Genomic DNA, 21,592 nt, shown 5'->3' with positions numbered 1-21,592 from the left:
GACGGTGAAGGTCCCGCCCGGACCGCCGCCTTCGGCGCGCGGTGGCGGCCGAGGAAGAAGGAGCCCGTCTCCGTGGCGTCCCACCGTCGACCCAAGCAGCCGGGCCGCGCCCGGGTGACCGTGCTGACCGCGACCGCCGCGGCGGCCGTCGCCCTCACCTCGCAGGCCGCGCACGCCGATCCCAAGGCCTCCAAGGCGGAGGTCAAGGAGAAGGTCGACAAGTACTACGACGAGGCCGAGCAGGCCACGGAGAAGTACAACGGGGCCAAGGAGAAGCAGGACAAGCTCGACAAGCAGGTCACCGATCTCCAGGACAAGGTCGCCCGCGGCCAGGAGGAGATCAACAAGCTGCGCAACAGCCTCGGTTCGCTGGCCACCGCGCAGTACCGCAGCGGCGCCGTCGACCCCTCGCTGCAGCTGCTGCTCTCCTCCGACCCGGACAGCTACCTGGAGAAGGCCTCCACGCTCAACCAGGTGAGCGCCAAGCAGGCCGACACCCTCAAGCAGATCTCCGAGAAGCAGCGCGCGCTCAAGCAGCAGCGCCAGGAAGCCAGCGGCAAGCTCAAGGACCTCGCGGAGACCCGCAAGGTGCTGGGCGAGCAGAAGGAATCCGTCCAGGAGAAGCTCGCCGCGGCCAAGGAACAGCTCAACACCCTCACCGCCGCGGAGCGCGCCGAGGTCCTCGGCGAGAAGGAGAAGGCCGACGGCGGCAAGAGCGGCGACGGCGCCCGCGCCGGACGCGACAGCGCCCGCCCCGACCTCGGCAAGGACGTGCCCACCTCCGGCCGCGCCGCCGCAGCCCTCGCCGCCGCCCAGGGCAAGATCGGCTCCCCCTACGTCTGGGGCGCGACCGGCCCGGGCTCCTTCGACTGCTCGGGGCTGACCGGCTGGGCCTACGCGCAGGCCGGCGTCACCCTGCCGCGCATCTCGCAGGACCAGGCCAACGCCGGTACCCGCATCTACGACCAGAGCCAGCTCAAGCCCGGCGACCTGGTGCTCTTCTACGGCGACCTGCACCACATCGGCCTCTACGCGGGCAACGGCATGACCCTGCACGCCCCGAAGCCGGGCGCGAACGTCCGCTACGAGTCGATGGGCAACATGCCCTTCCAGTTCGGCGTCCGCATAGGCTGACGGACCGGCCCGCGACTGGGCCGAATGGCTGACCCGCCGCCCGTTCGGGCGAATCGCGGTGGCCCTCGCTGACTCCACGCCCCGCCGGTGACCTGCGTCTCCGGCGGGGCGTACGCATTCTCGTCCCATTCCCACCCCGCGAGGTCTTTGAACGCGGGGTGAGCACGCCGCTACTGTCTGGCGCTGCGGCACCGGCACGCCCGGAACCGCGCCCACAGTGCAGCAAGGAAGGGAGTGCGGCAGCCCGTGGCGTCCCATCGCCGTTCTTCGCAGTCCGGTCTCACCCAGACCGTCCGGGTCACCGTCCTGTCCGCCGCCGTGGCCACGGCAGCGGCTGCGATGGCGCCCCCGGCCGGAGCACGGCCCGGCGACACCGCCCGCGACGACCGGTCCGGCGGGACCGTCAAGACGCAGGTCGACCGGCTCTACGAGCAGGCCGAGCGGGCCACCGAGAAGTTCAACGAAGCGGGCGAGCGCGCCGGCGAGCTCCGCAGGAAGGTCGCCGAGGCCACCGACCGCGTGGCCCGCGGCCAGGAGCGCGTCAACCACATGCGCACCGCCCTCGGCATGATCGCCGCCGCCCAGTACCGCAGCGGCGCCGTCGACCCCGCCCTCCAGCTGCTCCTCTCCTCCGACCCCGACGGCTACCTGGACCGCGCCGCCACCCTCGACCGCGTCTCCGACCGCCAGAGCGAGCAGCTCAAGGCCCTCATGGGGGCCCAGCGGGCCCTGCGTCAGGAGCGCAGCGAGGCCGCGCGGATGCTCGGCGAGCTGGAGGAGACCCGCAAGGCCGTCGAGCACCACAAGCGCGAGGTCGAAGGGAAGCTCGCCACCGCGCGCCGCCTCCTGAACGCCCTGCCGACGGCCGACCGGGAGGCCTACGCACGGGCCTCGCGCTCCGGCGGCACCCGTCAGCTGGAGCGCTCGGAAGGCGGCCTCCTCGGCGGGCTGCAGGACCTCGCCGCCGCCTCCTCCCGCGGCGCCGCGGCCGCCATGGCCGCCCGCTCCGCCGTGGGCTCGCCCTACGCCTGGGGCGCGAACGGGCCGGGGGCCTTCGACTGCTCCGGGCTCATGCAGTGGGCCTACGGGCGGGCCGGGGTCGGGCTGCCCCGCACCTCCCAGGCGCAGCGCAACGCCGGACGGCACATCCCGCTGTCCGAGGCGCGCCCCGGCGACCTGGTCATCTACCGCGACGACGCCAGCCACGTCGGCATGTACGTCGGCAACGGCCAGGTCGTGCACGCGCCCTACCCGGGCGCCCGGGTGCGCTACGACCCGGCCAACATGATGCCGATTTCGTCCGTGACCCGGCCGTGAGCGCGCCCTGAGCGCGCCCCCGGGGGCGCGCGGCTCGTACGATGCGGGACGTGACGGGCCGGTGGTGGAGGAGCGGACGCGGGGGCACACGTGCGGGCGGCCGTGGGCCGGCCCGCCGGGCGGCATGCTGCCTGGCGGCCCTCCTCATGGCCCTCCAGGCCGGCCTGACCGGCTGCTCCGGAGGGCTCTCCGGAGCCTCCGACGCCCGTGAGCGGGCCGTACAGGGCCTCTTGGACCGGTGGGCCGCCGCGGTCCGCAACCGCGACGAGAGCGCCTTCCTGAGCGCCCTCGACCCCGCCGCCGGGGGCTACCGGGAGGAGCAGCGGCGCGTCTTCGCCAACCTCGCGGCCGTCCCGCTCGCCTCCTGGGACTACCGCCTGGTGCGCACGGGCGGCTTCACCCCGGCGCCCGGGGACGGGCGGCGCGTCGCCGCCGAGGCCGAGCTGCGCTACCGGCTGGACGGCTACGACAGCGCCCCCGTCACCGCCCGCAGCCGGCTGACCCTCGTCGAGCGCGACGGGCGGTGGTACGTCGCCGCCGACGCCCGGCGCGGCGGCCGCCAGCTGTGGGAGCAGGGCGCCGTGACGGTCGTCCGCGGCGAGCGCAGCCTCGTCCTCGGCGTCGGCCAGGACCGCGAGCGGCTGCGCGCCCTCGCCGACCTCGCCGACAAGGCCGTCCCGGCCGTGGGAGCGGCCTGGCGGGCCGGATCGCGCGAGTGGCCCGGGCGGGTCGTGGTCGAGATGCCCGCCTCGCTGGCGCGGATGGCCGCGCTCCTGGACTCGCCCGTCTCCAACTACCGGGGCATCGCCGCCGTGACCACCGGCGAGGCGGGCGGCTCCGGCGCCGCCGCGCCCGCGGACCGCATCATCGTCAACCCCGAGGCGTACGGGGTGCTCGGCGAGTTCGGGCGGCGCATCGTGCTCACCCACGAGACCGCCCACGTCGCCACCCGGGCCCGGACGACCAAGGCCACGCCGCTGTGGCTGTCCGAGGGCTTCGCCGACTGGGCCGCCTACCGCGGCACCGGCCGCACCCCTCGCCAGGCCGCCCCCGAACTGTCCCGCGCGGCCGCCGCCGGCAACCTCCCCGGGCAGCTGCCCGACGACGCGGAGTTCGGCTTCACCGGCGAGGCGGGGCGGCTCGCCCGCGCGTACGAGGAGGGGTGGCTGGCCTGCCGCATGATCGCCGACCGCTGGAGCGAGGAGAAGCTCGTCGCGTTCTACCACGCGGTCGGCTCCCACGCTCGCGGTGACGGCGCCGTCGAGGCGGCGCTGCGTTCCGTTCTGGGCGTCTCGCGGCAGGAGTTCACCGCGCGGTGGCGCGCGTACGTCGCGGAGCAGTTCGCCTCGGGCTGACGGGCCCGCTCCGCCGGGGGAGCCGGGACCACGCCGGGGACGAGCCAGGTTCGGCACCGCCGGGTACCGCCGCTGTGGCTGATCGCCGTCGCGGCGGATCTTTCTTGCCTGCGGCAAGGTGCCCGGGGGGTTGCCCGGGAAGCCGAGAGGCCTCGCCTCTCACTCCCGCCGCGACGGCGATCAGCCACCGTGGCGGCGACCGGCGGAGCCGAACCGGCCAAGCCCCCGCGGAGCGGTCCCGGTGACGAACTCGGCTCAAGCTCCCGCGGAGCGACGTGCGCGGAGCGGCACCGGCGGGCTAACCGGCCAGCAAGGCCGGTTCCTTCTCCGCGGGAGGGTCATCCGGTGTGTCGGGATCCTCCGGCAGGGACACCGTCTCTCGCCACAGACGGGCGCACGAGATCAGCGTGGCCACGACCAGCAACCCGTTCCGCAGCGTCAGCGTCGCCACGCCCAGCTTGTCGCTGGCGACCACGTGCGAGAACCAGATCGGGAACTCCAGCTGGGTGAGCGGCGCGGCCAGCAGGACCAGGGCGATCGGCAGGCGCTGCCGGGTCGTGCCCATCGTCAGGCACACCGCCGCGAGCCCGAGCAGCCAGACCACGTACTGCGGGCTGATGACCCGGCTGGTCGTGGTGAACAGGAGCACGGATGCGAACGCCGCCTCGTAGGGCGTGCACGCCGTGAACCTGCGTGCCCGTACGCGCCACAGCAGCAGCCAGGCGAACGCCACCACGCTGAGCACCAGCGCGAGCCGGCTCATCGTGTGGACGTACGGGCCGAGGAACTCCACCGAGCCGTAGTGCAGCCGCGCGTGGCCGTGCCAGCCGACGTGCCGCCCGAGGTGGAAGACCAGCGAGCCCAGGGACTCCACCTCCGTGCCCCGGTCCCGCTGGAAGGTCAGGAAGGCCAGCGCCCCCGGCATGGTCGCCGCGAACGCCAGCCCGAGCACCGCGGCCGTCGCCGCCGCCGCGCCCCACGCCTCCCGCGTACGGGGCCCCCGCGGCGTGCCGACCAGCAGCAGCACCGGCCACACCTTCAGCAGCGCCCCGAAGGCCGCGAGCCCTCCGGAGAGCCGGGCCCGGCGACCGGCCGCGAGCAGGGCGGCGACCGCGACCGCCGTCACCATCACGTCGTAGCGGGCGTAGACGATCGGGCCGAGCAGCGGGACCCCCACCACCCACACCCACACCCCGGCGGCGGCGCGCCGCCCGCCCCGCACCGCGTACAGCAGCAGCGCGTAGACGACGGCGTCCGCGAGGAAGCACACGACGAAGAAGGCGGGGGCGTAGTCGAGGAACGGGAGCAGGCCGGGGGCGAGCACGGCGAGGGCCGCGGCGGGCGGGTACTGCCAGGTGACGTCGTCGTAGGGGAAGGTGCCGGTGCGCAGTACCCCGTACCAGCCCTGGTAGATCACCTCGATGTCGACGGAGACGTCCGACCCCGGCATCACCCACACCCGCAGCACACACATCAGCAGCACGGCCCGGGTGACGGCCCACACCGCGACCGAGAGCCGCAAACCCCTGCCCGCCATCATCCACCTCGCCCTTCACGGTCACCACACGCTGTACGCACGCCGCTACTTCAAGGCATGATGCCGCCCCGGCCGGTCCATACGCCGTGACGTGGCGGGACGGGGCCCCGACTGCCCCCGATCGCACCCGGTACTGTCGGACGGCGATGGACAAGACTCTCGTCGTCACCAACGACTTCCCGCCCCGCCCCGGCGGCATTCAGGCGTTCCTGCACAACATGGCGCTGCGCCTGGACCCCTCGGGCATCGTCGTCTACGCGTCCACCTGGAAGCGCGGCCAGGAGGGCGCGGAGGCCACCGCCCGCTTCGACGCCGAGCAGCCGTTCACGGTCGTCCGCGACCGCACCACCATGCTGCTGCCGACGCCCCGGGTGACCCGGCGCGCCACCGCCCTGCTGCGCGAACACGGCTGTACCTCGGTGTGGTTCGGGGCCGCGGCCCCGCTCGGGCTCATGGCCCCGGCGCTGCGCCGGGCGGGCGCCCGCAGGCTGGTCGGCACCACGCACGGGCACGAGGCCGGCTGGGCGCAGCTGCCCGCGTCGCGGCAGCTGCTGCGGCGGATCGGCGAGGGCACGGACACCCTCACCTACCTGGGGGAGTACACCCGCTCGCGGATCGCCTCCGCACTGACGGACGAGGCGGCGGCCCGGATGGTGCAACTGCCGCCCGGCGTGGACGAGAAGACCTTCCACCCCGGCTCCGGCGGCGACGAGGTCCGCGCCCGGCTCGGCCTCGCGGACCGCCCGGTGGTCGTGTGCGTCTCGCGGCTGGTGCCGCGCAAGGGCCAGGACACCCTCATCCTGGCCATGCCGCGGATCCTGGCGGCCGTTCCGGACGCGGTGCTGCTCGTCGTCGGCGGCGGCCCCTACGGGGACGACCTGCGGAAGCTGGCCGAGGAGACGGGCGTCGCCCACGCCGTCCGCTTCACGGGCGCCGTGCCGTGGGAGGAGCTGCCCGCGCACTACGGGGCGGGCGACGTCTTCGCCATGCCCTGCCGTACGCGCCGCGGCGGACTCGACGTCGAAGGCCTGGGCATCGTCTACCTGGAGGCCTCGGCGACGGGCCTGCCGGTGGTCGCCGGCGACTCGGGCGGAGCGCCCGACGCCGTCCTGGAGGGCGAGACGGGGTTCGTGGTGAAGGGCGGTTCGCCGGCCCAGGCCGCCGACCGCATCGTCACCCTGCTGCGGGACCCGGAGCTGCGGGCGCGCATGGGCGCGCGGGGGCGGCAGTGGGTCGAGGAGAAGTGGCGCTGGGACCTGCTGGCCGAGCGTCTCAAGGAGCTGCTCTAGACGTCCCCCTCATGCAGGACGGCCCCGGACTCATGCAGGACGGCCCCGGATTCGCAAGGAATCCGGGGCCGTCCTGCACGAGAGCGGGAAACGACGGGCCGCTACGGGCGGTAAATCGCCTCGATCTCGTCCGCGAAGTCCTTCGCCACGACGTTCCGCTTCAGCTTCAGAGACGGCGTCACATGCCCCGACGCCTCCGTGAACTGCGCAGGCAGGATGCGGAACTTGCGCACCGACTCGGCCTTCGACACCGCCGCGTTGCCGTCGTCGACGGCCTTCTGCACGTCCGCCAGCAGGTCGGGGTCCTCGGCCAGTTCGGCCGGGGTCATCCCGGCGGGCTTGCCGTGGTCGGCGAGCCAGCGCGGCAGGAAGTCCTCGTCGAGGGTGACGAGCGCGCCGACGAAGGGGCGGGCGTCGCCGACGACCATGCACTCGGCGATCAGGGCGTGGGCCCGGATGCGGTCCTCGATCACGGCCGGGGCGACGTTCTTGCCGCCCGCGGTGACGATGATCTCCTTCTTGCGGCCGGTGATCGTGAGGTAGCCGTCCTCGTCGAGGGTGCCGAGGTCGCCGGTGTGGAACCAGGCGTCGGACATCGCCTCCTCGGTGGCCGCCTCGTTGTTCCAGTAGCCCTGGAAGAGGTGCTCGCCGTGCAGCAGCACCTCGCCGTCGTCGGCGATGCGCACGACGGAGCCCGGCAGCGGCTGCCCGACGGTGCCGATCTTCGGCCGGTCCCAGGGGTTGAACGCGGTCGCGGCGCAGGACTCGGTCAGGCCGTAGCCCTCCAGGACCGTGAAGCCGATGCCGCGGTAGAAGTGGCCCAGGCGCTCGCCCAGCGGACCGCCGCCGGAGATGGCGTGGGTCGCCCGGCCGCCGAGGACCGCCCGCAGCTTGCCGTAGACGAGCTTGTCGAAGACGGCGTGCTTGATGCGCAGGCCCAGGCCCGGCCCGGACGGGGTGTCGAGGGCGCGGCTGTACGCGATGGCGGTGTCCGCGGCCTTGTCGAAGATCTTGCCCTTGCCGTCGGCCTGGGCCTTGGCGCGGGCGCCGTTGTAGACCTTCTCGAAGACGCGGGGCACGCCCAGGATCAGCGTCGGGCGGAAGGAGGCGAGCTCGTCCGTGAGGTTGCGGATGTCGGGCACGCAGCCCAGGCGGATCGGCGCGAGCATCGCGGAGATCTCCACCAGGCGCCCGAAGACGTGGGCGGTGGGGAGGAAGAGCAGGACGGAGGAGTCGCCCGTGTTGAACAGCGGCTTGAGCCGCTCCACGGCGTTGCCGCACTCCGCGAAGAACGCGCGGTGGGTGAGCACGCAGCCCTTGGGGCGGCCCGTGGTGCCGGAGGTGTAGACGATGGTCGCGGGCGAGTCGGCGTTCGCGAGGGCGCTGCGCTCGTCGACCTCCTCGTCCGTGACGCCGGCACCGGCCTCGCCCAGCTTGCCGACGGCGTCGGCCTCGATCTGCCAGACGTGCGCGAGCGCGGGCAGCCGGTCCTTCACGGACTCGACGGCCGCCTCGTGCTCGGCGGTCTCGACGAGGCAGCCGACCGCGCCGGAGTCGCTGAGGATCCACTGGATCTGCTCGGCCGAGCTCGTCTCGTAGACCGGCACCGTGACGCCGCCGGCGCTCCAGATGGCGAAGTCCAGCAGCGTCCACTCGTAGCGGGTGCGGGACATCAGCGCGACGCGGTCGCCCGGCCGCACACCGGAGGCGATCAGGCCCTTGGCCGCCGCCCGGACCTCGGCGAGGAAGCGGACGGCCGTGACGTCCTCCCACCGGTTGCCGGCCTTGCGGCCTATGACGACGACGTCGGGGCGCTGCGCGGCGTTGCGGCGGATCAGATCCGTCAGGTTTCCGTCCGCAGGGACCTCATAGAGGGCCGGAAGGCTGAACTCGCGCAAGACTGCTGCTCCTCGTCGGGCGCCGGCGCCGCCGCGTCTTCGAGGGGCGCTGCGTCGGCTGCGGTCCATGATCAGGCAAGGGGGGTAGTGGACTGCCCGGACGTTACCCACCAGTACGGCTTTCGAATAGGGGGCTGCGCCCAGATGTTCTCTGCGTCACATGCCGCGGGACTGCTCCCCGCACCCTAGCCCCTCCGTTTGGTGACCCGGAAGTAACCACAGGAGTAACCGCAGGTCGCAGCCCTTCCGGAGGCTGCGTCGCAGCGCCTAGGGTGATCGGTATGGAGGCGGTATGAGGGTTCATGTGGTCAGCGACGTACACGGCAACAGCACGGACCTCGCCCGGGCGGGCGACGGCGCCGACGCCCTGATCTGCCTGGGCGACCTGGTCCTCTTCCTCGACTACGCGGACCACTCCCGCGGCATCTTCCCCGAGCTCTTCGGCGTGGAGAACGCCGACCGGATCGTCGCGCTGCGCACCGCGCGCCGCTTCGCCGACGCCCGTGAGCTGGCCCGGAGCCTGTGGCACGGCATGGACCGGGACGCCGCCATCGAGGCCGCGGTCCGCAAGCAGTACGCCGAGCTCTTCGGCGTATTCCCGGCGCCCACCTACGCCACGTACGGAAATGTCGACATCCCCCGACTCTGGCCGGAATTCGCCCGGGAGGGCACGACCGTCCTCGACGGGGAGCGGGCCGAGATCGGCGGTCTCGTCTTCGGATTCGTCGGCGGCGGTCTCCCCTCGCCCATGCACACCCCCTACGAGGTCTCCGAGGAGGAGTACGCGGCCAAGGTCGCCGCCCTCGGCGACGTCGACGTCCTGTGCTCGCACATCCCGCCTGACGTGCCCGAACTCTGCTACGACACCGTCGCCCGGCGCTTCGAGCGCGGCAGCGCGGCCCTCCTCGACGCCATCCGCGCCACCCGCCCCCGGTACGCACTCTTCGGCCACGTCCACCAGCCGCTCGCCCGGCGGATGCGGATCGGGGGGACGGAATGCGTCAACGTCGGCCACTTCGCCTCCACGGGTACACCCTGGGTGCTGGAGTGGTGACGGGCGGCGCGAGGTAGCCTTCAGCGGCAGACCCCAGGCGGCGGACCGGTACGGAGGAGCCACGGAGATGGCGGAACACACCAGCTCGAGCATCACGATCGAGGCGACCCCTGCCGAGGTGATGGCCGTGATCGCCGATTTCGGCCGCTACGCGGAGTGGACCGGCGAGGTCAAGCAGGCCGAGGTGCTGGAGACGGACGAGCAGGGCCGCGCCACGCAGGTGCGCCTCGTGCTGGACGCCGGCGCCATCAAGGACGACCACGTGCTGGCCTACAGCTGGCCCCAGGAGAACGTGGTCAGCTGGTCGCTGGTCAAGTCGCAGATGCTGCGCCAGATCGACGGCTCCTACAGCCTCGCCCCCGTCGCGGGCGGCAAGCACACCGAGGTCACCTACCAGCTCACCGTCGACGTCAAGATCCCCATGCTCGGGATGATCAAGCGCAAGGCGGAGAAGGTCATCATCGACCGCGCCCTCGACGGCCTGAAGAAGCGCGTCGAGAGCGGCGCGGCGCCCTCGGGCACGCCGACTTCCGACGCGTAGCCCGGCCTTACGCGCAGACGGCCTTACGCGCCACGCGCAGACGGCCCTGCGTCCCCGTACGTCACCGCTGGAGGCTCCCCCCTTGCGCACGGTCCTCGTCACCGGTCCCGGCGGCGCGGGCCGCACCACCGCCGCCGCGGCCACGGCCCTGGCCGCGGCCCGCGAGGGGCGGCGCGTCCTGCTCCTCACCGCCGACCGCGGCCCCGCACCCGAGGCCGTGCTCGGCACCGCCCTGCCGCCGCCCGGGGCGGGCGGCGGCGCCCTGTGGGGGCCTCCTGCCGAGGTGGCCCCCGGCCTGCGGGCCGCCCGCATTGCGACCGGCGAGCACTTCCAGGACCGCGCCCGCGACCTCCAGGAGCGCGGCGCCTCCCTCTTCGACCTGCTCGGCGCGAGCCCCCTCGACCCCGAGGAGCTCACCGAACTGCCCGGCGCCGAGCCCCTCGCGCTCCTCACCGCCCTGCGCGCCGCGCACGCGGAGGGCGAGTGGGACCTGCTCGTCGCCGACATGCCGCCCCTGCACGCCACGGTGCGGCTGCTGGCCCTCCCCGAGCAGCTGCGCCGCTACCTGCGCCGGCTGCTGCCCGCCGAGCGGCAGGCCGCCCGCGCCCTGCGCCCCATGCTCGCCCAGCTCGCCGGGGTGCCCATGCCCACGCAGCGGCTCTACGAGACCGCGGAGCGCTGGGAGGCCGAGCTCGCCGCCGTCCAGGACGTCCTCGAAGCCGACGGCACGACCGTGCGGCTCGTCGCCGAACCGGGGCCGCTCGCCGCCGCCGAACTGCGCCTCGCCCGCGCCGCCCTCGCCCTCCAGGGCTGCCGCGTCGACTCCCTCGTCGCCAACCGCCTGCTGCCCGGCGTCAGCGGCGCCGGGGTGACCGGTGACGACCTCACCGGCGACGACCTCATCGGCGACCCCTGGCTCGCGGGCCTCGCCGCCGAGCAGCTCGCCGCCCACAAGGCGCTCCACGAGGAGTTCCTCGTCGACGGCGTCACCGTCTGCGAGCTGCCCCACCTCGGCCGCGGGCCGCGCGGCCCGCGGGACCTCGCCGAGCTCGCCGGACGCGCGCGCTCGACCACCATCGGCGTGGCCGCCGGGGGAGGAAACGGTTCGGCCGGCGGCGTCGGCGTCATACCCGGCGGCGGCCTCACCGACGAGCTCGACGGCTGGAACGGCACCGGGACCGCCGGCGCCGCCGACCCCGTCGTCGAGGACCGCCTCGCCACCGACGGCGTCCTGCTGTGGCGGCTCCCGCTGCCGGGCGCCGACCGCGGCGACCTCGACCTCCTGCGCCGGGGCGACGAACTCATCGTCGGCGTCGGCCCGTTCCGCCGCGTCCTCGCCCTGCCCTCCGCGCTGCGCCGCTGCACCGTTTCGGGCGCGGGCCTGCGGGACGGGGCGCTGTGCGTGCGCTTCACCCCCGACCCCGACCTGTGGCCGACGCCCTCCTGAACGGCACTGCCTGAACGGCACCCTGCCCTTCGGGTAACGTCGGAGAAAACCCCTGTTGCAGGAGCCTGGAGGCGCTGCCATGAGCGATCACACCGAGCGCCCCGCACCCGGGGCGGCGCCCGACCCCGATGCCTGGGAGCAGGCCTGCGCCGAGGACCTCGCCGCGGAGCGCGCCCGCCGGCGGGCGCAGCAGGGCCCGCCGCCCGGCACCGCCGCCGAGGAGCTGCGCAAGCTCGTCGACGCCGTCGCCGAGAAGGTCTCCGGCATGCAGCTGCCGCTGGGGGGCGGCACCGCCCAGGGCGTCGTCCAGCAGGTCGTCGCCCAGGCGAAGGCCGTCGTCGAGCCCGTCATCGAGCGCAACCCCGACGTCTTCGACCACCTCGCCTCCGCCGGCTCCGAACTCCTGGCCGCCTACCGCGCCGCGGTCCGGGGCCAGGAGGCCCGCTGGGTGCGCGACGAGCCCGCGCAGCGCCCCGGAAAGCCCGCCGGACCCGGCGAAGGTGACGGAGGAAAGGGCGGGAGCGAGCGCATCGACCTCGACTGATCCCCGGCTCCGGTACGGTGGGTCGCGGCGGGGTTCGAGCGAAAAACTGAGGGACACATGGGACTCACCATCGGCGTCGACATCGGCGGCACGAAGATCGCGGCCGGTGTGGTCGACGAAGCGGGCAACATCCTCGCGACGTGCAAAGTGCCGACCCCGTCGACCCCCGAGGGCGTCATCGACGCCATCGCGGACGCGGTGCGCACGGTCAGCGCCGACCACGACGTGGAGGCCGTCGGCATCGGCGCCGCCGGCTACGTGGACGACAAGCGGGCCACCGTCCTCTTCGCCCCGAACATCAACTGGCGCCACGAGGCGCTGAAGGACAAGGTCGAGCAGCGCGTCGGCCTCCCGGTCGTCGTCGAGAACGACGCCAACGCCGCGGCCTGGGGCGAGTACCGCTTCGGCGCCGGCCAGGGCCACGACGACGTCATCTGCATCACGCTGGGCACCGGCCTCGGCGGCGGCATCATCATCGGCAACAAGCTGCGGCGCGGGCGCTTCGGCGTGGCCGCCGAGTTCGGCCACATCCGGGTCGTCCCCGACGGCCTGCTGTGCGGCTGCGGCAGCCAGGGCTGCTGGGAGCAGTACGCCTCCGGGCGCGCGCTCGTCCGCTACGCCAAGCAGCGCGCCAACGCCACCCCCGAGAACGCCGAGATCCTGCTGGGTCTCGGTGACGGCACGGTCGAGGGCATCGAGGGCAAGCACATCAGCGCCGCCGCCCGGCAGGGCGACCCGGTCGCCATCGACTCCTTCCGCGAGCTGGCCCGCTGGGCCGGCGCGGGCCTGGCCGACCTGGCCTCGCTCTTCGACCCCTCGGCGTTCATCGTCGGCGGCGGCGTCTCGGACGAGGGCGACCTCGTGCTCGACCCCATCCGCAAGTCGTTCAAGCGCTGGCTGATCGGCGGCCAGTGGCGCCCGCACGCGCAGGTGCTTGCCGCACAGCTCGGGGGTAAGGCGGGGCTGGTCGGCGCGGCCGACCTGGCCCGGCAGGGGTAACCCCGCGGTTCCGGGGGCCCCTCTGCTTGCCGGCCGCACCGCGTTCTTCCGCCGCGGCCGGCGTCAACCACAACGGTGGATCCCGGCGGTGCCGAGCCGACCTGAGGCCGGTTCGGCACCGCCGGAGACCGCCGTCTCGCTGCCCGCCGTTGCGGCGGAGAGAGGTGACGGAGCGGAATGGGTTCAGAAGCCGGAACGGGCACGGCGGCCCTGCCGGATCTCCCGGCATCCCGGACGGAGTCCGACGGTTCCGCCGTCGTACGGGTGCTCAGTTACAACATCCGCTCCATGCGCGACGACGTCGCGGCCCTCGCCCGGGTGATCCGGGCCTGCCGGCCCGACGTCGTCTGCGTTCAGGAGGCGCCCCGCTTCTTCCGCTGGCGCAAGGCCGCCGCCCGGCTCGCCCGCACCTCCGGGCTCGTGTACGTCGCGGGCGGGGCCACCGCCTCCGGGCCCATGATCCTCTCCTCGCTCCGCGCCCACGTGGAGCGCACCGAGGACGTCCTGCTGCCCCGTACCCCCGGTCTCCACCAGCGGGGCTTCTCGACCGCGGTGCTCCGCTTCGGCCGGGCCCGGCTCGGCGTCCTCAGCTGCCACCTGAGCATCAAGGAGTGGGAGCGCTACGAGCAGGGCCGGCTGCTCCTCGACCGGCTGGCCGCCCTGGACGTGCCGCACGCCGTCGCCGCGGGCGATCTCAACGACCGCCCCGACGGCCGCACCTTCGGCCTGCTGGCGGATGCCCTGCAGGACGGCTGGGCGACCAAGCCGTGGGGGAGGGAGCACACCACCCGGCTGGGTGACCCGCTGCAGCGGATCGACGCGGTCTTCGCGACGGAGGGGGTGGAGGTGCTGGGGTGTGGGGTCCCCATGGGATTGCCCGGCGTGGAGGAGCGCGACCTCCGGGTCGCGACCGATCACCTGCCGGTGCTGGCCGCACTGCGCGTGCCGGCTGCGTAGCGCAGCGCGGGTTCACACCACCGCGCCGCGCCCCGGGTCGTCGTCCTCGTCGTCGCCGTCCTTCATCCGCAGGACGAGCGTGGCGAAGCCGCCCAGGAAGCCGCCGACCCCGAGGGTGGTCACCCACCAGGTGAGCTGCTGCTGCAGCAGCACCATGATCAGGAGCAGCAGCGGACCGCCCAGCACGGCGATCCAGGCGAAACGGGCGGTCACGTCGCCGGTGGGCAGGGGCGGCGGCTCGGGCGGGATGAAGTGGCCCTCGTCCGCATCCTCCGCATCGTCCGCGCCGGTCTCCGGCGCCTCCGGCGTGCTCCAGTCGCGGGGGCCCACGCCGGGCGCGTAGACGATGAAGCTGCCCGGGGGCTCCTCCTTCGCGGGAGAGGGCCCGGGGGAGGCGTCCTTCCCGGGGACGTCCTTCTCCGGGGTGTCCTTCCCGGCCCCCGCGGGGGTGCCGGCGTCGTCGCCCGTGGCGGGCCAGCGGCCGGTCTCCGGATCGGGCTGTTCCCCGTACGCGGCGACGAGCTCCGCCCAGGCCGCGTCCTCGTCGAGCGGGTCGCGGCTCTCGTCGCGGCCCGCGTCACGCTCAGCCACGGGCGGCCGTCCCCTCCTCGGAGCCGACGCCGGAGAGCCGGCCGATGAACGCGTAGGTGTCCTCGAAGATGCGCTCGGCATCGTGGTCCAGGGTGGCCACGTGGTAGCTGCGCTCCAGGAGCCGCTCGGTGACGTCCCGGGAGGAGACGCGGGCGAGGATGCGGGCGGAGTCGGCCGGCGGGACGACGTGGTCCTCGGGGCTGTGCATCAGCAGCAAGGGCTGGGTGACCTGGGGCAGTTCGGCGTCGACCAGCTGGAAGAAGCGGCGCACCGAGTGCGCGGCGTGCAGCGGCACCCGGTCGTAGCCGACCTCCTGGGCGCCGGGCTTGGCGATGTCGCTCGCGATGCCCTTGGTGGAGGGCACGAAGTGGCGCACGACGGGCAGGGCCCGCGCGGCCAGGCCGTGGACCTTGTTGCCCGGGTTGACGAGGACGACGCCGCTGACGGCATCCCCGTGGCGGGCCGCGAGGCGCAGGGCGAGCGCCCCGCCCATCGACAGGCCGCACACGAACACCTGCGAGCAGCGCTCCCTCAGCTCCCGCAGCGCGTGGTCGACCTCGGCGTACCAGTCCTGCCAGCCGGTGAGCTGCATGTCCTGCCAGCGGGTGCCGTGCCCCGGCAGGAGCGGCAGCGAGACGCTCAGCCCACGCCCGGCCAGATGGTCCGCCCAGGGCCGCACGGACTGCGGGGAACCGGTGAAGCCGTGACACACGAGGACGCCTACCTCTCCGCCTTCATGGCGGAACGGCTCGGCTCCGGGGAGGAGCGGCACCGGGATCTCCGATCGGGGATGCGGGGGCAAAGGAGGACGCAGAGGGTCCGGCCCTCAGCGTACGCGGAGCGCCGCACGGCGGGTAGGCAGGTTAAGGTCTCCTCGTCACACACAGGAGGTTCTCGGTTGTTCTACGGCGCTATGAAGGTGTCCATCGGCGGGTCGCTGAAGCTTGCCTTCCGGCCGTGGGTGGAGGGCCTGGAGAACATCCCGGCCGAAGGGCCCGCGATCCTCGCGAGCAACCACCTGTCGTTCTCGGATTCGTTCTTCCTGCCCGCGGTGCTCGACCGCAAGGTCACGTTCATCGCAAAGCAGGAATACTTCACCTCCCCCGGAGTCAAGGGGAAGCTGACGGCTGCGTTCTTCAAGGGCGTCGGCCAGCTGCCCGTCGACCGTTCGGGTGCCCGCGGTGCGGGTGAGGCCGCGGTCAAGAGCGGCCTGGACGTGCTGGCGCGCGGTGAGCTGTTCGGCATCTACCCCGAGGGCACCCGTTCCCCCGACGGCCGCCTCTACCGGGGCAAGCCGGGCGGGCTCGCCCGGGTGGCCCTGCTGTCCGGGGCGCCGGTGATCCCCGTCGCCATGATCGACACCGAGAAGGTGCAGCCCCCGGGCAAGGTGCTGCCCAAGATGGTGCGCCCGGGCATCCGCATCGGCGAGCCGCTGGACTTCAGCCGCTACCACGGCATGGACGGCGACCGCTTCATCCTGCGCTCGGTGACCGACGAGGTCATGTACAAGATCATGGAGCTCTCGGGCCAGGAGTACGTGGACATCTACGCGACCGCCGCCAAGCGGCAGATCGCGGACGAGGCGAAGCGGAAGGCCGAGGAGGAGAAGGCGGCGAAGGCCGCCGGGCTCGAAAAGGCCGATATGGGCGACAAGGCCGACAAAGCCGATCAGGGCGGCAGGTAACGGGGAAGCGGCGGCCGGCGGCGCAGGCGCGCCCGGCTCGGGGGTTGGACGATGACACCGCGCAGCAGGAAGCCGCGCGTCGTACGGATGTCGGTGGAGCTGCCGCTGTGGCGCGCGCTGACCGGCTACCGCATTCTGACGCTCTGCTACGCCCTGGCGCTCTTCGCCGTCAACTACCGCGAGTACGCACATCCGCTCGGCGGCGCCCTCTACATGGGCGTACTCACCGGGTGGATGGCGCTCACGTGGAACCGGACCTCGGCGCCGGAACGCTGCACGAAGCGGTTCCTCATCGCCGACCTGGCCCTCGCACTCGCCGGAATTCTCGTCACCGCGGCCGTCGACTCCCCGGCCCGCATCGACAGTGGTGCCGCCACTCTGCCGTCCATCTGGACCGGCGGAGCCGTCCTGGGCCTGGCCATCAAGGGCGGCTGGCGCTGGGCGGCCGTCGGCTCCACCCTCGTGGCCGTCGCCAACCTCGCCGAGCGCGGCAGCCCCGCCCGGGACACCGTCCACAACGTGCTCCTGGTGTGGGTCTCCAGCATCGCCATCGGCTACATCGTCGAGGTCGCCCGCGCCAGTGAGCGCACCCTCGCCCGCGCCCTGCGCATCGAGGCCGCCACCCGCGAGCGCGAGCGGCTCGCCCGCGACATCCACGACGGCGTCCTGCAGGTGCTGGCCATGGTGCAGCGGCGCGGTGCCGCGCTCGGCGGCGAGGCGGCCGAGCTCGGCCGGATGGCCGGCGAGCAGGAGATCGCGCTGCGCACCCTGGTCGCCGGGGGCCTGCTGCCCCCGCAGCGCTCCGCCGAGGAGCTGGCCGGGGACGCCGAGCTGGTCGGCGCCGTCGCGGCCGCCCCGCCGGTCCCCACCGGCCCCATCGACGTGGGGGCGCTGCTCGCCCCGCACGCCGGGGCCGATGTCTCCTTCGCCGGGCCCGGCACCCCCGTCCTGCTGGAGGCGGCCGCCGCCGCCGAGCTCGCCGCCGCCGTCGGGGCCGCCCTGGACAATGTGCGCAAGCACGCGGGCGAGGGGGCGCGGGCCTGGATCCTGCTGGAGGACGAGCCGGACGCGGTGATCGTCACCGTGCGGGACGACGGCCCCGGCATCCCCGAGGGCCGGCTCGCGGACGCCGAACGGGAGGGGCGGATGGGCGTCGCCCTGTCGATCCGCGGGCGCCTGAGGGACCTGGGCGGCAGCGCCGAGCTGCTGTCCGTCCCCGGCCAGGGCACGGAAGTCGAACTGAAGGTTCCACGGGGGAACGGGAAAGAACAGCGATGAGCGATACGCAAGCCGAAGCACCCACCGAGCGCACCGTGCGGGTCATGGTCGTCGACGACCACCCCATGTGGCGCGACGCCGTGGCCCGCGACCTGGCCGCCGCCGGGTACGACGTCGTGGCCACTGCCGGCGACGGCCCCGAGGCCGTGCGCCGCGCCAAGGCCGCCGGCCCCGACGTCCTGGTCCTCGACCTCAACCTGCCGGGCCTGCCCGGCGTGGCCGTCTGCAAGGAGCTCGTGGGGGAGAACCCCGCGCTGCGCGTCCTCGTCCTCTCCGCCAGCGGCGAGCACGCCGACGTCCTGGAGGCCGTGAAGTCCGGCGCCACCGGCTACCTGCTGAAGTCGGCCAGCACCCAGGAGCTCGTGGACGCCGTACGGCGCACCGCCGCGGGCGACCCCGTCTTCACCCCCGGCCTCGCCGGACTGGTCCTCGGCGAGTACCGGCGGCTGGCCGCCGACCCCGCCCCGGCCGCGCCCGACGAGCCCAAGGCGCCCCGGCTGACCGACCGCGAGACGGAGGTGCTGCGCCTCGTCGCCAAGGGTCTGTCGTACAAGCAGATTGCCGAGCGTCTGGTTATTTCCCACCGCACGGTGCAGAACCATGTGCAGAACACCTTGGGCAAGCTCCAGTTGCACAACCGCGTGGAGCTCGTGCGCTACGCGATAGAGCGAGGTCTCGACGACGCCTGACCTTGACCCGGCCGGGCGTCCTCCGGCTGAAGGAGAGTGTCATGCGGATCGGAGTGCTGACCGGCGGCGGTGACTGCCCCGGGCTCAACGCGGTCATCCGCGCCGTCGTCCGCAAGGGCGTCCAGGACCATTCCTACGACTTCATCGGCTACCGGGACGGCTGGCGGGGCGTCCTTAACGGCGCCACGTCCCGGCTCGACATCCCCGCCGTGCGCGGCATCCTCCCGCGCGGCGGCACCGTGCTCGGCTCCTCGCGCACCAACCCCTTCAAGGAGCCCGGCGGCATCCGCCGGATCCGCGAGAACCTCGCCAAGGACGAGGTCGACGCCCTGATCGCCATCGGCGGCGAGGACACCCTAGGCGTCGCCGCCCTGCTCTGGAGCGAGCACGGCGTGCCCTGCGTCGGCGTCCCCAAGACCATCGACAACGACCTCTCCGCCACCGACTACACCTTCGGCTTCGATACGGCGGTGGGCATCGCCACCGAGGCCATCGACCGGCTGCACACCACCGCCGAGTCCCACATGCGCGTTCTCGTCGTGGAGGTCATGGGCCGGCACGCGGGCTGGATCGCCCTGCACTCCGGCCTCGCCGGCGGGGCCAACGTCATCCTCATCCCCGAGCAGCGCTTCGACCTCGACGAGGTCTGCGGCTGGGTCACCTCCCGCTTCCGCGCCAGCTACGCGCCCATCGTGGTCGTCGCGGAGGGCGCCATGCCCAAGGACGGCGACCTCGTCCTCAAGGACGGCACGTCGCACGACGCCTTCGGGCACGTACGGCTGTCCGGCGTGGGGGAGTGGCTCGCGAAGGAGATCGAACGGCGCACGGGCAAGGAGGCGCGGACCACGGTGCTGGGGCACGTCCAGCGGGGCGGCACGCCCAGCGCGTTCGATCGGTGGCTGGCCACGCGGTTCGGGTTGCATGCGATCGATGCGGTGCGAGGGAGGGAGTTCGGGCGGATGGTTGCCCTGCGCGGTACGGACATCGTCCGCGTGCCGTTGGCTGAGGCCACGGCCCGGCTCAAGACCGTGCCGGTCGAGCGCTACGAGGAGGTGAAGGTCTTCTTCGGCTGACGGCCGGGTGTCCCGCGCCTTCGGCGCGGGTTTTCGCCCACCCACCCGCCCATTACCGGAGAACCATCACTCTCTGAGTGAACGGGTGGGTGGGTGGGACGACCCCGCCGCGCAGCGGCGGGTCAGACCAGGACGGCGGCCAGCAGCTCCGCCACGATCGTGGCGCCGTCCAGGGTCAGGATCGACTCCGGGTGGAATTGCAGGCCCGCGAATCCCGGGCCGCGGACCGCGTGGACGTCCCCGCTGCCGGGGTCCCGGCTCAGTTCGATGCGGTGCATCGCCAGCTCCGCCTCCGCGGTGGCGGAACACCGCGCGGTGAACGTGTTGTAGAACCCCACGGTCTCGGGCCGCCCGAAGAAATCGATCCGTTCCTGCGCCCCCTGGTACGGCACGTCCTTGCGGACGATCTCCAGCCCCAGCTCGGCCGCGATCAGCTCGTGTCCCAGGCACACCCCCAGCAGGCCGTAGCGGTGGCTGCGCAGGAGTTCCGCAGCCAGGCCGCGGAGCATCCGCATCTTGGGGTCGGCGGCGTCGGAGGGGTTGCCGGGGCCGGGGCCCAGGACGACGGGGCCCTCGTGGGCCAGGGCGGCCTCCCGCAGGCCGGGCTCGTCGTAGCGCCGTACGGTCACCTCCAGGCCGGACGTGCGCAGCAGGTGGGCCAGCATGGCCGTGAAGGTGTCCTCGCCGTCGATCACGAGGGCGTGCCCGGCCCGCCCGGCGGCGGAGGCGGCCGAGGCGGCGGAAGCGGTGTCCGCGGACTGCATGCGCAGCCAGAAGGGGGCGAGGTCCGCGCGGCGGGCGTCGAGCGCGGCGCGCACCCGGGGGTCGTCGGCGAGCCGGACCGGCGCCGCCGCGGGCAGGGGCGCCCGCGGGGCGCGGACGCCGAGGGCCGCGAGGACGCCCGCCGCCTTGGCGTGGGTCTCGGCGACCTCGGCGTAGGGGTCGGAGCGGCGCACGAGCGTGGCGCCGACGCCGACGCGCAGCCGCCCGCGGCGGTCGATGTCGGCGGTGCGGATGAGGATGGGCGAGTCCAGGGTGCGGGCGCCGCCGGCGTCGCGGCCGATGAGCGCGAGGGCGCCCGAGTAGTAGCCGCGCCCGCCGGGCTCGTGGCGCCCGATGACGCGGCAGGCGTTCTGTACGGGCGAGCCGGTGACGGTCGCGGCGAACATGGTCTCGCGCAGCACGTCGCGTACGTCCAGGGAGGAGCGCCCGCGCAGTTCGTACTCGGTGTGGGCGAGGTGGGCCATCTCCTTCAGCCGTGGCCCGACGACGACGCCGCCCATGTCGCCGACGGTGCACATCATCTTCAGCTCCTCGTCCACGACCATGGACAGCTCCTCGACCTCCTTGCGGTCGTGGAGGAAGGCCAGCAGGCCGTCGCGGTCGGGGCCGGAGGCGGGGTAGCGGTAGGTGCCGCTGATGGGGTTCATCACGACCGTCCCGCCGGACATCCGCACGTGCACCTCCGGGCTGGCCCCGACGAGCGTGCGGTCGCCGGTGTGCACGACGTACGTCCAGTAGGCGCCGCGCTCACCGGCCAGCAGGCGGCGGAAGAGGGCGAGGGCGTCGGCGGGGGTGAAGCCGTGGATCTCGCCCTCGAAGGTCCGCCGGATCACGAAGTTGGCGCCTTCGCCGCTGCCGATCTCGTCGTCGATCACGCGCCGGACGATCTCCGCGTAGGCGTCGTCGCTCACGTCGAAGGCGCCGCCCTCGACGCGGACGGCGTGGGCGGGCAGGGCGGCGAGGACGTCGCCGAGGGGCAGCTCGTGGCTCTCCTCGGGGCGCAGGACGGCCAGCGGCGTGCCGTCGTCGCGGACGTCGAAGCCGCGCTCGCGGATCTGCCGGAAGGGCACGAGGGCGAGGGCGTCGTGGACGGGGCGGTCGCCGCCGGGCCGGCCGGCGGGCAGCGGGATGTCGGCGAGGCGCTCGACCTCCTCGACGGGGCCGAGGAGCAGCTCGACGGTGCCTGCGGGCGCGCCCGGCCCGTCCCCGGCGCCGTGCGGGAGGCCGGGTGTGCGGCGGTGGAGGAGGGCGAAGGGCGGGCAGGCGGGGCCGGTGAGCCGGGCGAGCAGGGCGGCGGTGCCGGCGGGCCGGGCGGTGTCGCTGGGCATGGGGAGTGTTCCTTCCGGTGAGGAGAGGAACGGCCCGGGAAATGCGGAAGGCCGCCCCTCGGGCGGCCTTCGCGATGCGTCGGTGGTACGCGCA

19 protein-coding genes are annotated in these 21,592 nt (G+C 73.8%); 14 read left to right on the top strand and 5 right to left on the bottom strand.

Annotation, left to right across the window (positions count from 1 at the left end):
- Positions 1–72 precede the first annotated feature (72 nt).
- The 3 genes from IE241_RS23430 (at position 73) to IE241_RS23420 (ending at position 3,806) form a co-directional block, all read left to right on the top strand.
- Positions 73–1,134, top strand: a complete 1,062-nt coding sequence (locus tag IE241_RS23430; protein ID WP_190023766.1) for a C40 family peptidase — start codon at positions 73–75, stop codon at positions 1,132–1,134.
- Between the two features lie 246 nt (positions 1,135–1,380).
- A complete protein-coding gene (locus IE241_RS23425; RefSeq protein ID WP_190023765.1) occupies positions 1,381–2,451 on the top strand; it encodes a C40 family peptidase in 1,071 nt (356 codons plus the stop codon).
- 146 nt (positions 2,452–2,597) lie between these two features.
- Complete coding sequence (locus tag IE241_RS23420; protein ID WP_229899691.1) at positions 2,598–3,806, top strand: hypothetical protein; 1,209 nt, start codon at positions 2,598–2,600, stop codon at positions 3,804–3,806.
- 298 nt (positions 3,807–4,104) lie between these two features.
- On the opposite strand, the gene IE241_RS23415 is transcribed toward IE241_RS23420, so the two are convergent.
- A complete protein-coding gene (locus IE241_RS23415; protein WP_190023829.1) occupies positions 4,105–5,343 on the bottom strand; it encodes a glycosyltransferase 87 family protein in 1,239 nt (412 codons plus the stop codon).
- Between the two features lie 146 nt (positions 5,344–5,489).
- Between IE241_RS23415 and IE241_RS23410 the strand changes: the two genes are divergently transcribed.
- On the top strand, positions 5,490–6,632 hold the full coding sequence (locus IE241_RS23410) for a glycosyltransferase family 4 protein (RefSeq protein ID WP_190023763.1): 1,143 nt from the start codon (positions 5,490–5,492) through the stop codon (positions 6,630–6,632).
- A gap of 101 nt (positions 6,633–6,733) precedes the next feature.
- On the opposite strand, the gene IE241_RS23405 is transcribed toward IE241_RS23410, so the two are convergent.
- Positions 6,734–8,530 carry an AMP-dependent synthetase/ligase gene (locus IE241_RS23405; protein ID WP_190023762.1) on the bottom strand — a complete coding sequence of 599 codons (1,797 nt, stop codon included), beginning with the start codon at positions 8,528–8,530 and terminating at the stop codon, positions 6,734–6,736.
- 292 nt (positions 8,531–8,822) lie between these two features.
- Between IE241_RS23405 and IE241_RS23400 the strand changes: the two genes are divergently transcribed.
- The 6 genes from IE241_RS23400 to IE241_RS23375 all read left to right on the top strand — a co-directional run bounded on the left by IE241_RS23400 (position 8,823) and on the right by IE241_RS23375 (position 14,072).
- Positions 8,823–9,584, top strand: coding sequence for a metallophosphoesterase family protein (locus tag IE241_RS23400; protein ID WP_190023761.1), 762 nt, complete (start codon positions 8,823–8,825; stop codon positions 9,582–9,584).
- A gap of 67 nt (positions 9,585–9,651) precedes the next feature.
- Entirely contained in the window at positions 9,652–10,125 is a 474-nt protein-coding gene (locus IE241_RS23395) for an SRPBCC family protein (RefSeq protein WP_190023760.1), read from the top strand.
- Positions 10,126–10,207: 82 nt separating this feature from the next.
- Entirely contained in the window at positions 10,208–11,572 is a 1,365-nt protein-coding gene (locus IE241_RS23390) for an ArsA family ATPase (RefSeq protein ID WP_190023759.1), read from the top strand.
- Positions 11,573–11,651: 79 nt separating this feature from the next.
- Positions 11,652–12,116 (top strand): DUF5304 family protein, encoded by a 465-nt coding sequence (locus IE241_RS23385; RefSeq protein WP_190023758.1) that lies wholly within the window; start codon positions 11,652–11,654, stop codon positions 12,114–12,116.
- Between the two features lie 57 nt (positions 12,117–12,173).
- The gene (locus tag IE241_RS23380) at positions 12,174–13,115 is read left to right on the top strand and encodes an ROK family glucokinase (protein ID WP_190023757.1); all 942 of its coding nucleotides are present in this window, start codon (positions 12,174–12,176) and stop codon (positions 13,113–13,115) included.
- A gap of 177 nt (positions 13,116–13,292) precedes the next feature.
- Entirely contained in the window at positions 13,293–14,072 is a 780-nt protein-coding gene (locus IE241_RS23375; RefSeq protein ID WP_190023756.1) for an endonuclease/exonuclease/phosphatase family protein, read from the top strand.
- A gap of 12 nt (positions 14,073–14,084) precedes the next feature.
- On the opposite strand, the gene IE241_RS23370 is transcribed toward IE241_RS23375, so the two are convergent.
- Together IE241_RS23370 and IE241_RS23365 are read right to left on the bottom strand one after the other, a co-directional pair.
- Positions 14,085–14,663 carry a hypothetical protein gene (locus tag IE241_RS23370; protein WP_190023755.1) on the bottom strand — a complete coding sequence of 193 codons (579 nt, stop codon included), beginning with the start codon at positions 14,661–14,663 and terminating at the stop codon, positions 14,085–14,087.
- Positions 14,656–15,435, bottom strand: a complete 780-nt coding sequence (locus tag IE241_RS23365; RefSeq protein ID WP_190023754.1) for an alpha/beta hydrolase — start codon at positions 15,433–15,435, stop codon at positions 14,656–14,658. Before IE241_RS23365 ends, IE241_RS23370 begins: the two co-directional genes overlap by 8 nt.
- Before the next feature lie 126 nt (positions 15,436–15,561).
- Here IE241_RS23365 and IE241_RS23360 point away from each other — a divergent pair, with 126 nt between their 5' ends.
- The 4 genes from IE241_RS23360 to IE241_RS23345 are packed head-to-tail and all read left to right on the top strand — an operon-like array spanning position 15,562 to position 19,387.
- The gene (locus IE241_RS23360; RefSeq protein WP_190023753.1) at positions 15,562–16,347 is read left to right on the top strand and encodes a lysophospholipid acyltransferase family protein; all 786 of its coding nucleotides are present in this window, start codon (positions 15,562–15,564) and stop codon (positions 16,345–16,347) included.
- Between the two features lie 51 nt (positions 16,348–16,398).
- Positions 16,399–17,625 (top strand): MacS family sensor histidine kinase, encoded by a 1,227-nt coding sequence (gene macS, locus IE241_RS23355; protein WP_229899689.1) that lies wholly within the window; start codon positions 16,399–16,401, stop codon positions 17,623–17,625.
- Entirely contained in the window at positions 17,622–18,314 is a 693-nt protein-coding gene (locus tag IE241_RS23350) for a response regulator (RefSeq protein ID WP_190023752.1), read from the top strand. The genes macS and IE241_RS23350 overlap by 4 nt, the downstream gene beginning before the upstream one ends.
- 41 nt (positions 18,315–18,355) lie before the next feature.
- On the top strand, positions 18,356–19,387 hold the full coding sequence (locus tag IE241_RS23345; protein ID WP_190023751.1) for a 6-phosphofructokinase: 1,032 nt from the start codon (positions 18,356–18,358) through the stop codon (positions 19,385–19,387).
- Between the two features lie 122 nt (positions 19,388–19,509).
- Here IE241_RS23345 and IE241_RS23340 read toward each other — a convergent pair whose 3' ends face one another.
- On the bottom strand, positions 19,510–21,498 hold the full coding sequence (locus IE241_RS23340) for an anthranilate synthase family protein (RefSeq protein ID WP_190023750.1): 1,989 nt from the start codon (positions 21,496–21,498) through the stop codon (positions 19,510–19,512).
- Positions 21,499–21,592 lie beyond the last annotated feature (94 nt).

This window comes from Streptomyces hiroshimensis, from assembly GCF_014650335.1.
Taxonomy (GTDB): Bacteria; Actinomycetota; Actinomycetes; order Streptomycetales; family Streptomycetaceae; genus Streptomyces; species Streptomyces hiroshimensis.
Note: the sequence above shows the minus strand (reverse complement) of the source record. Positions and strands in the feature narration are given on the sequence as shown.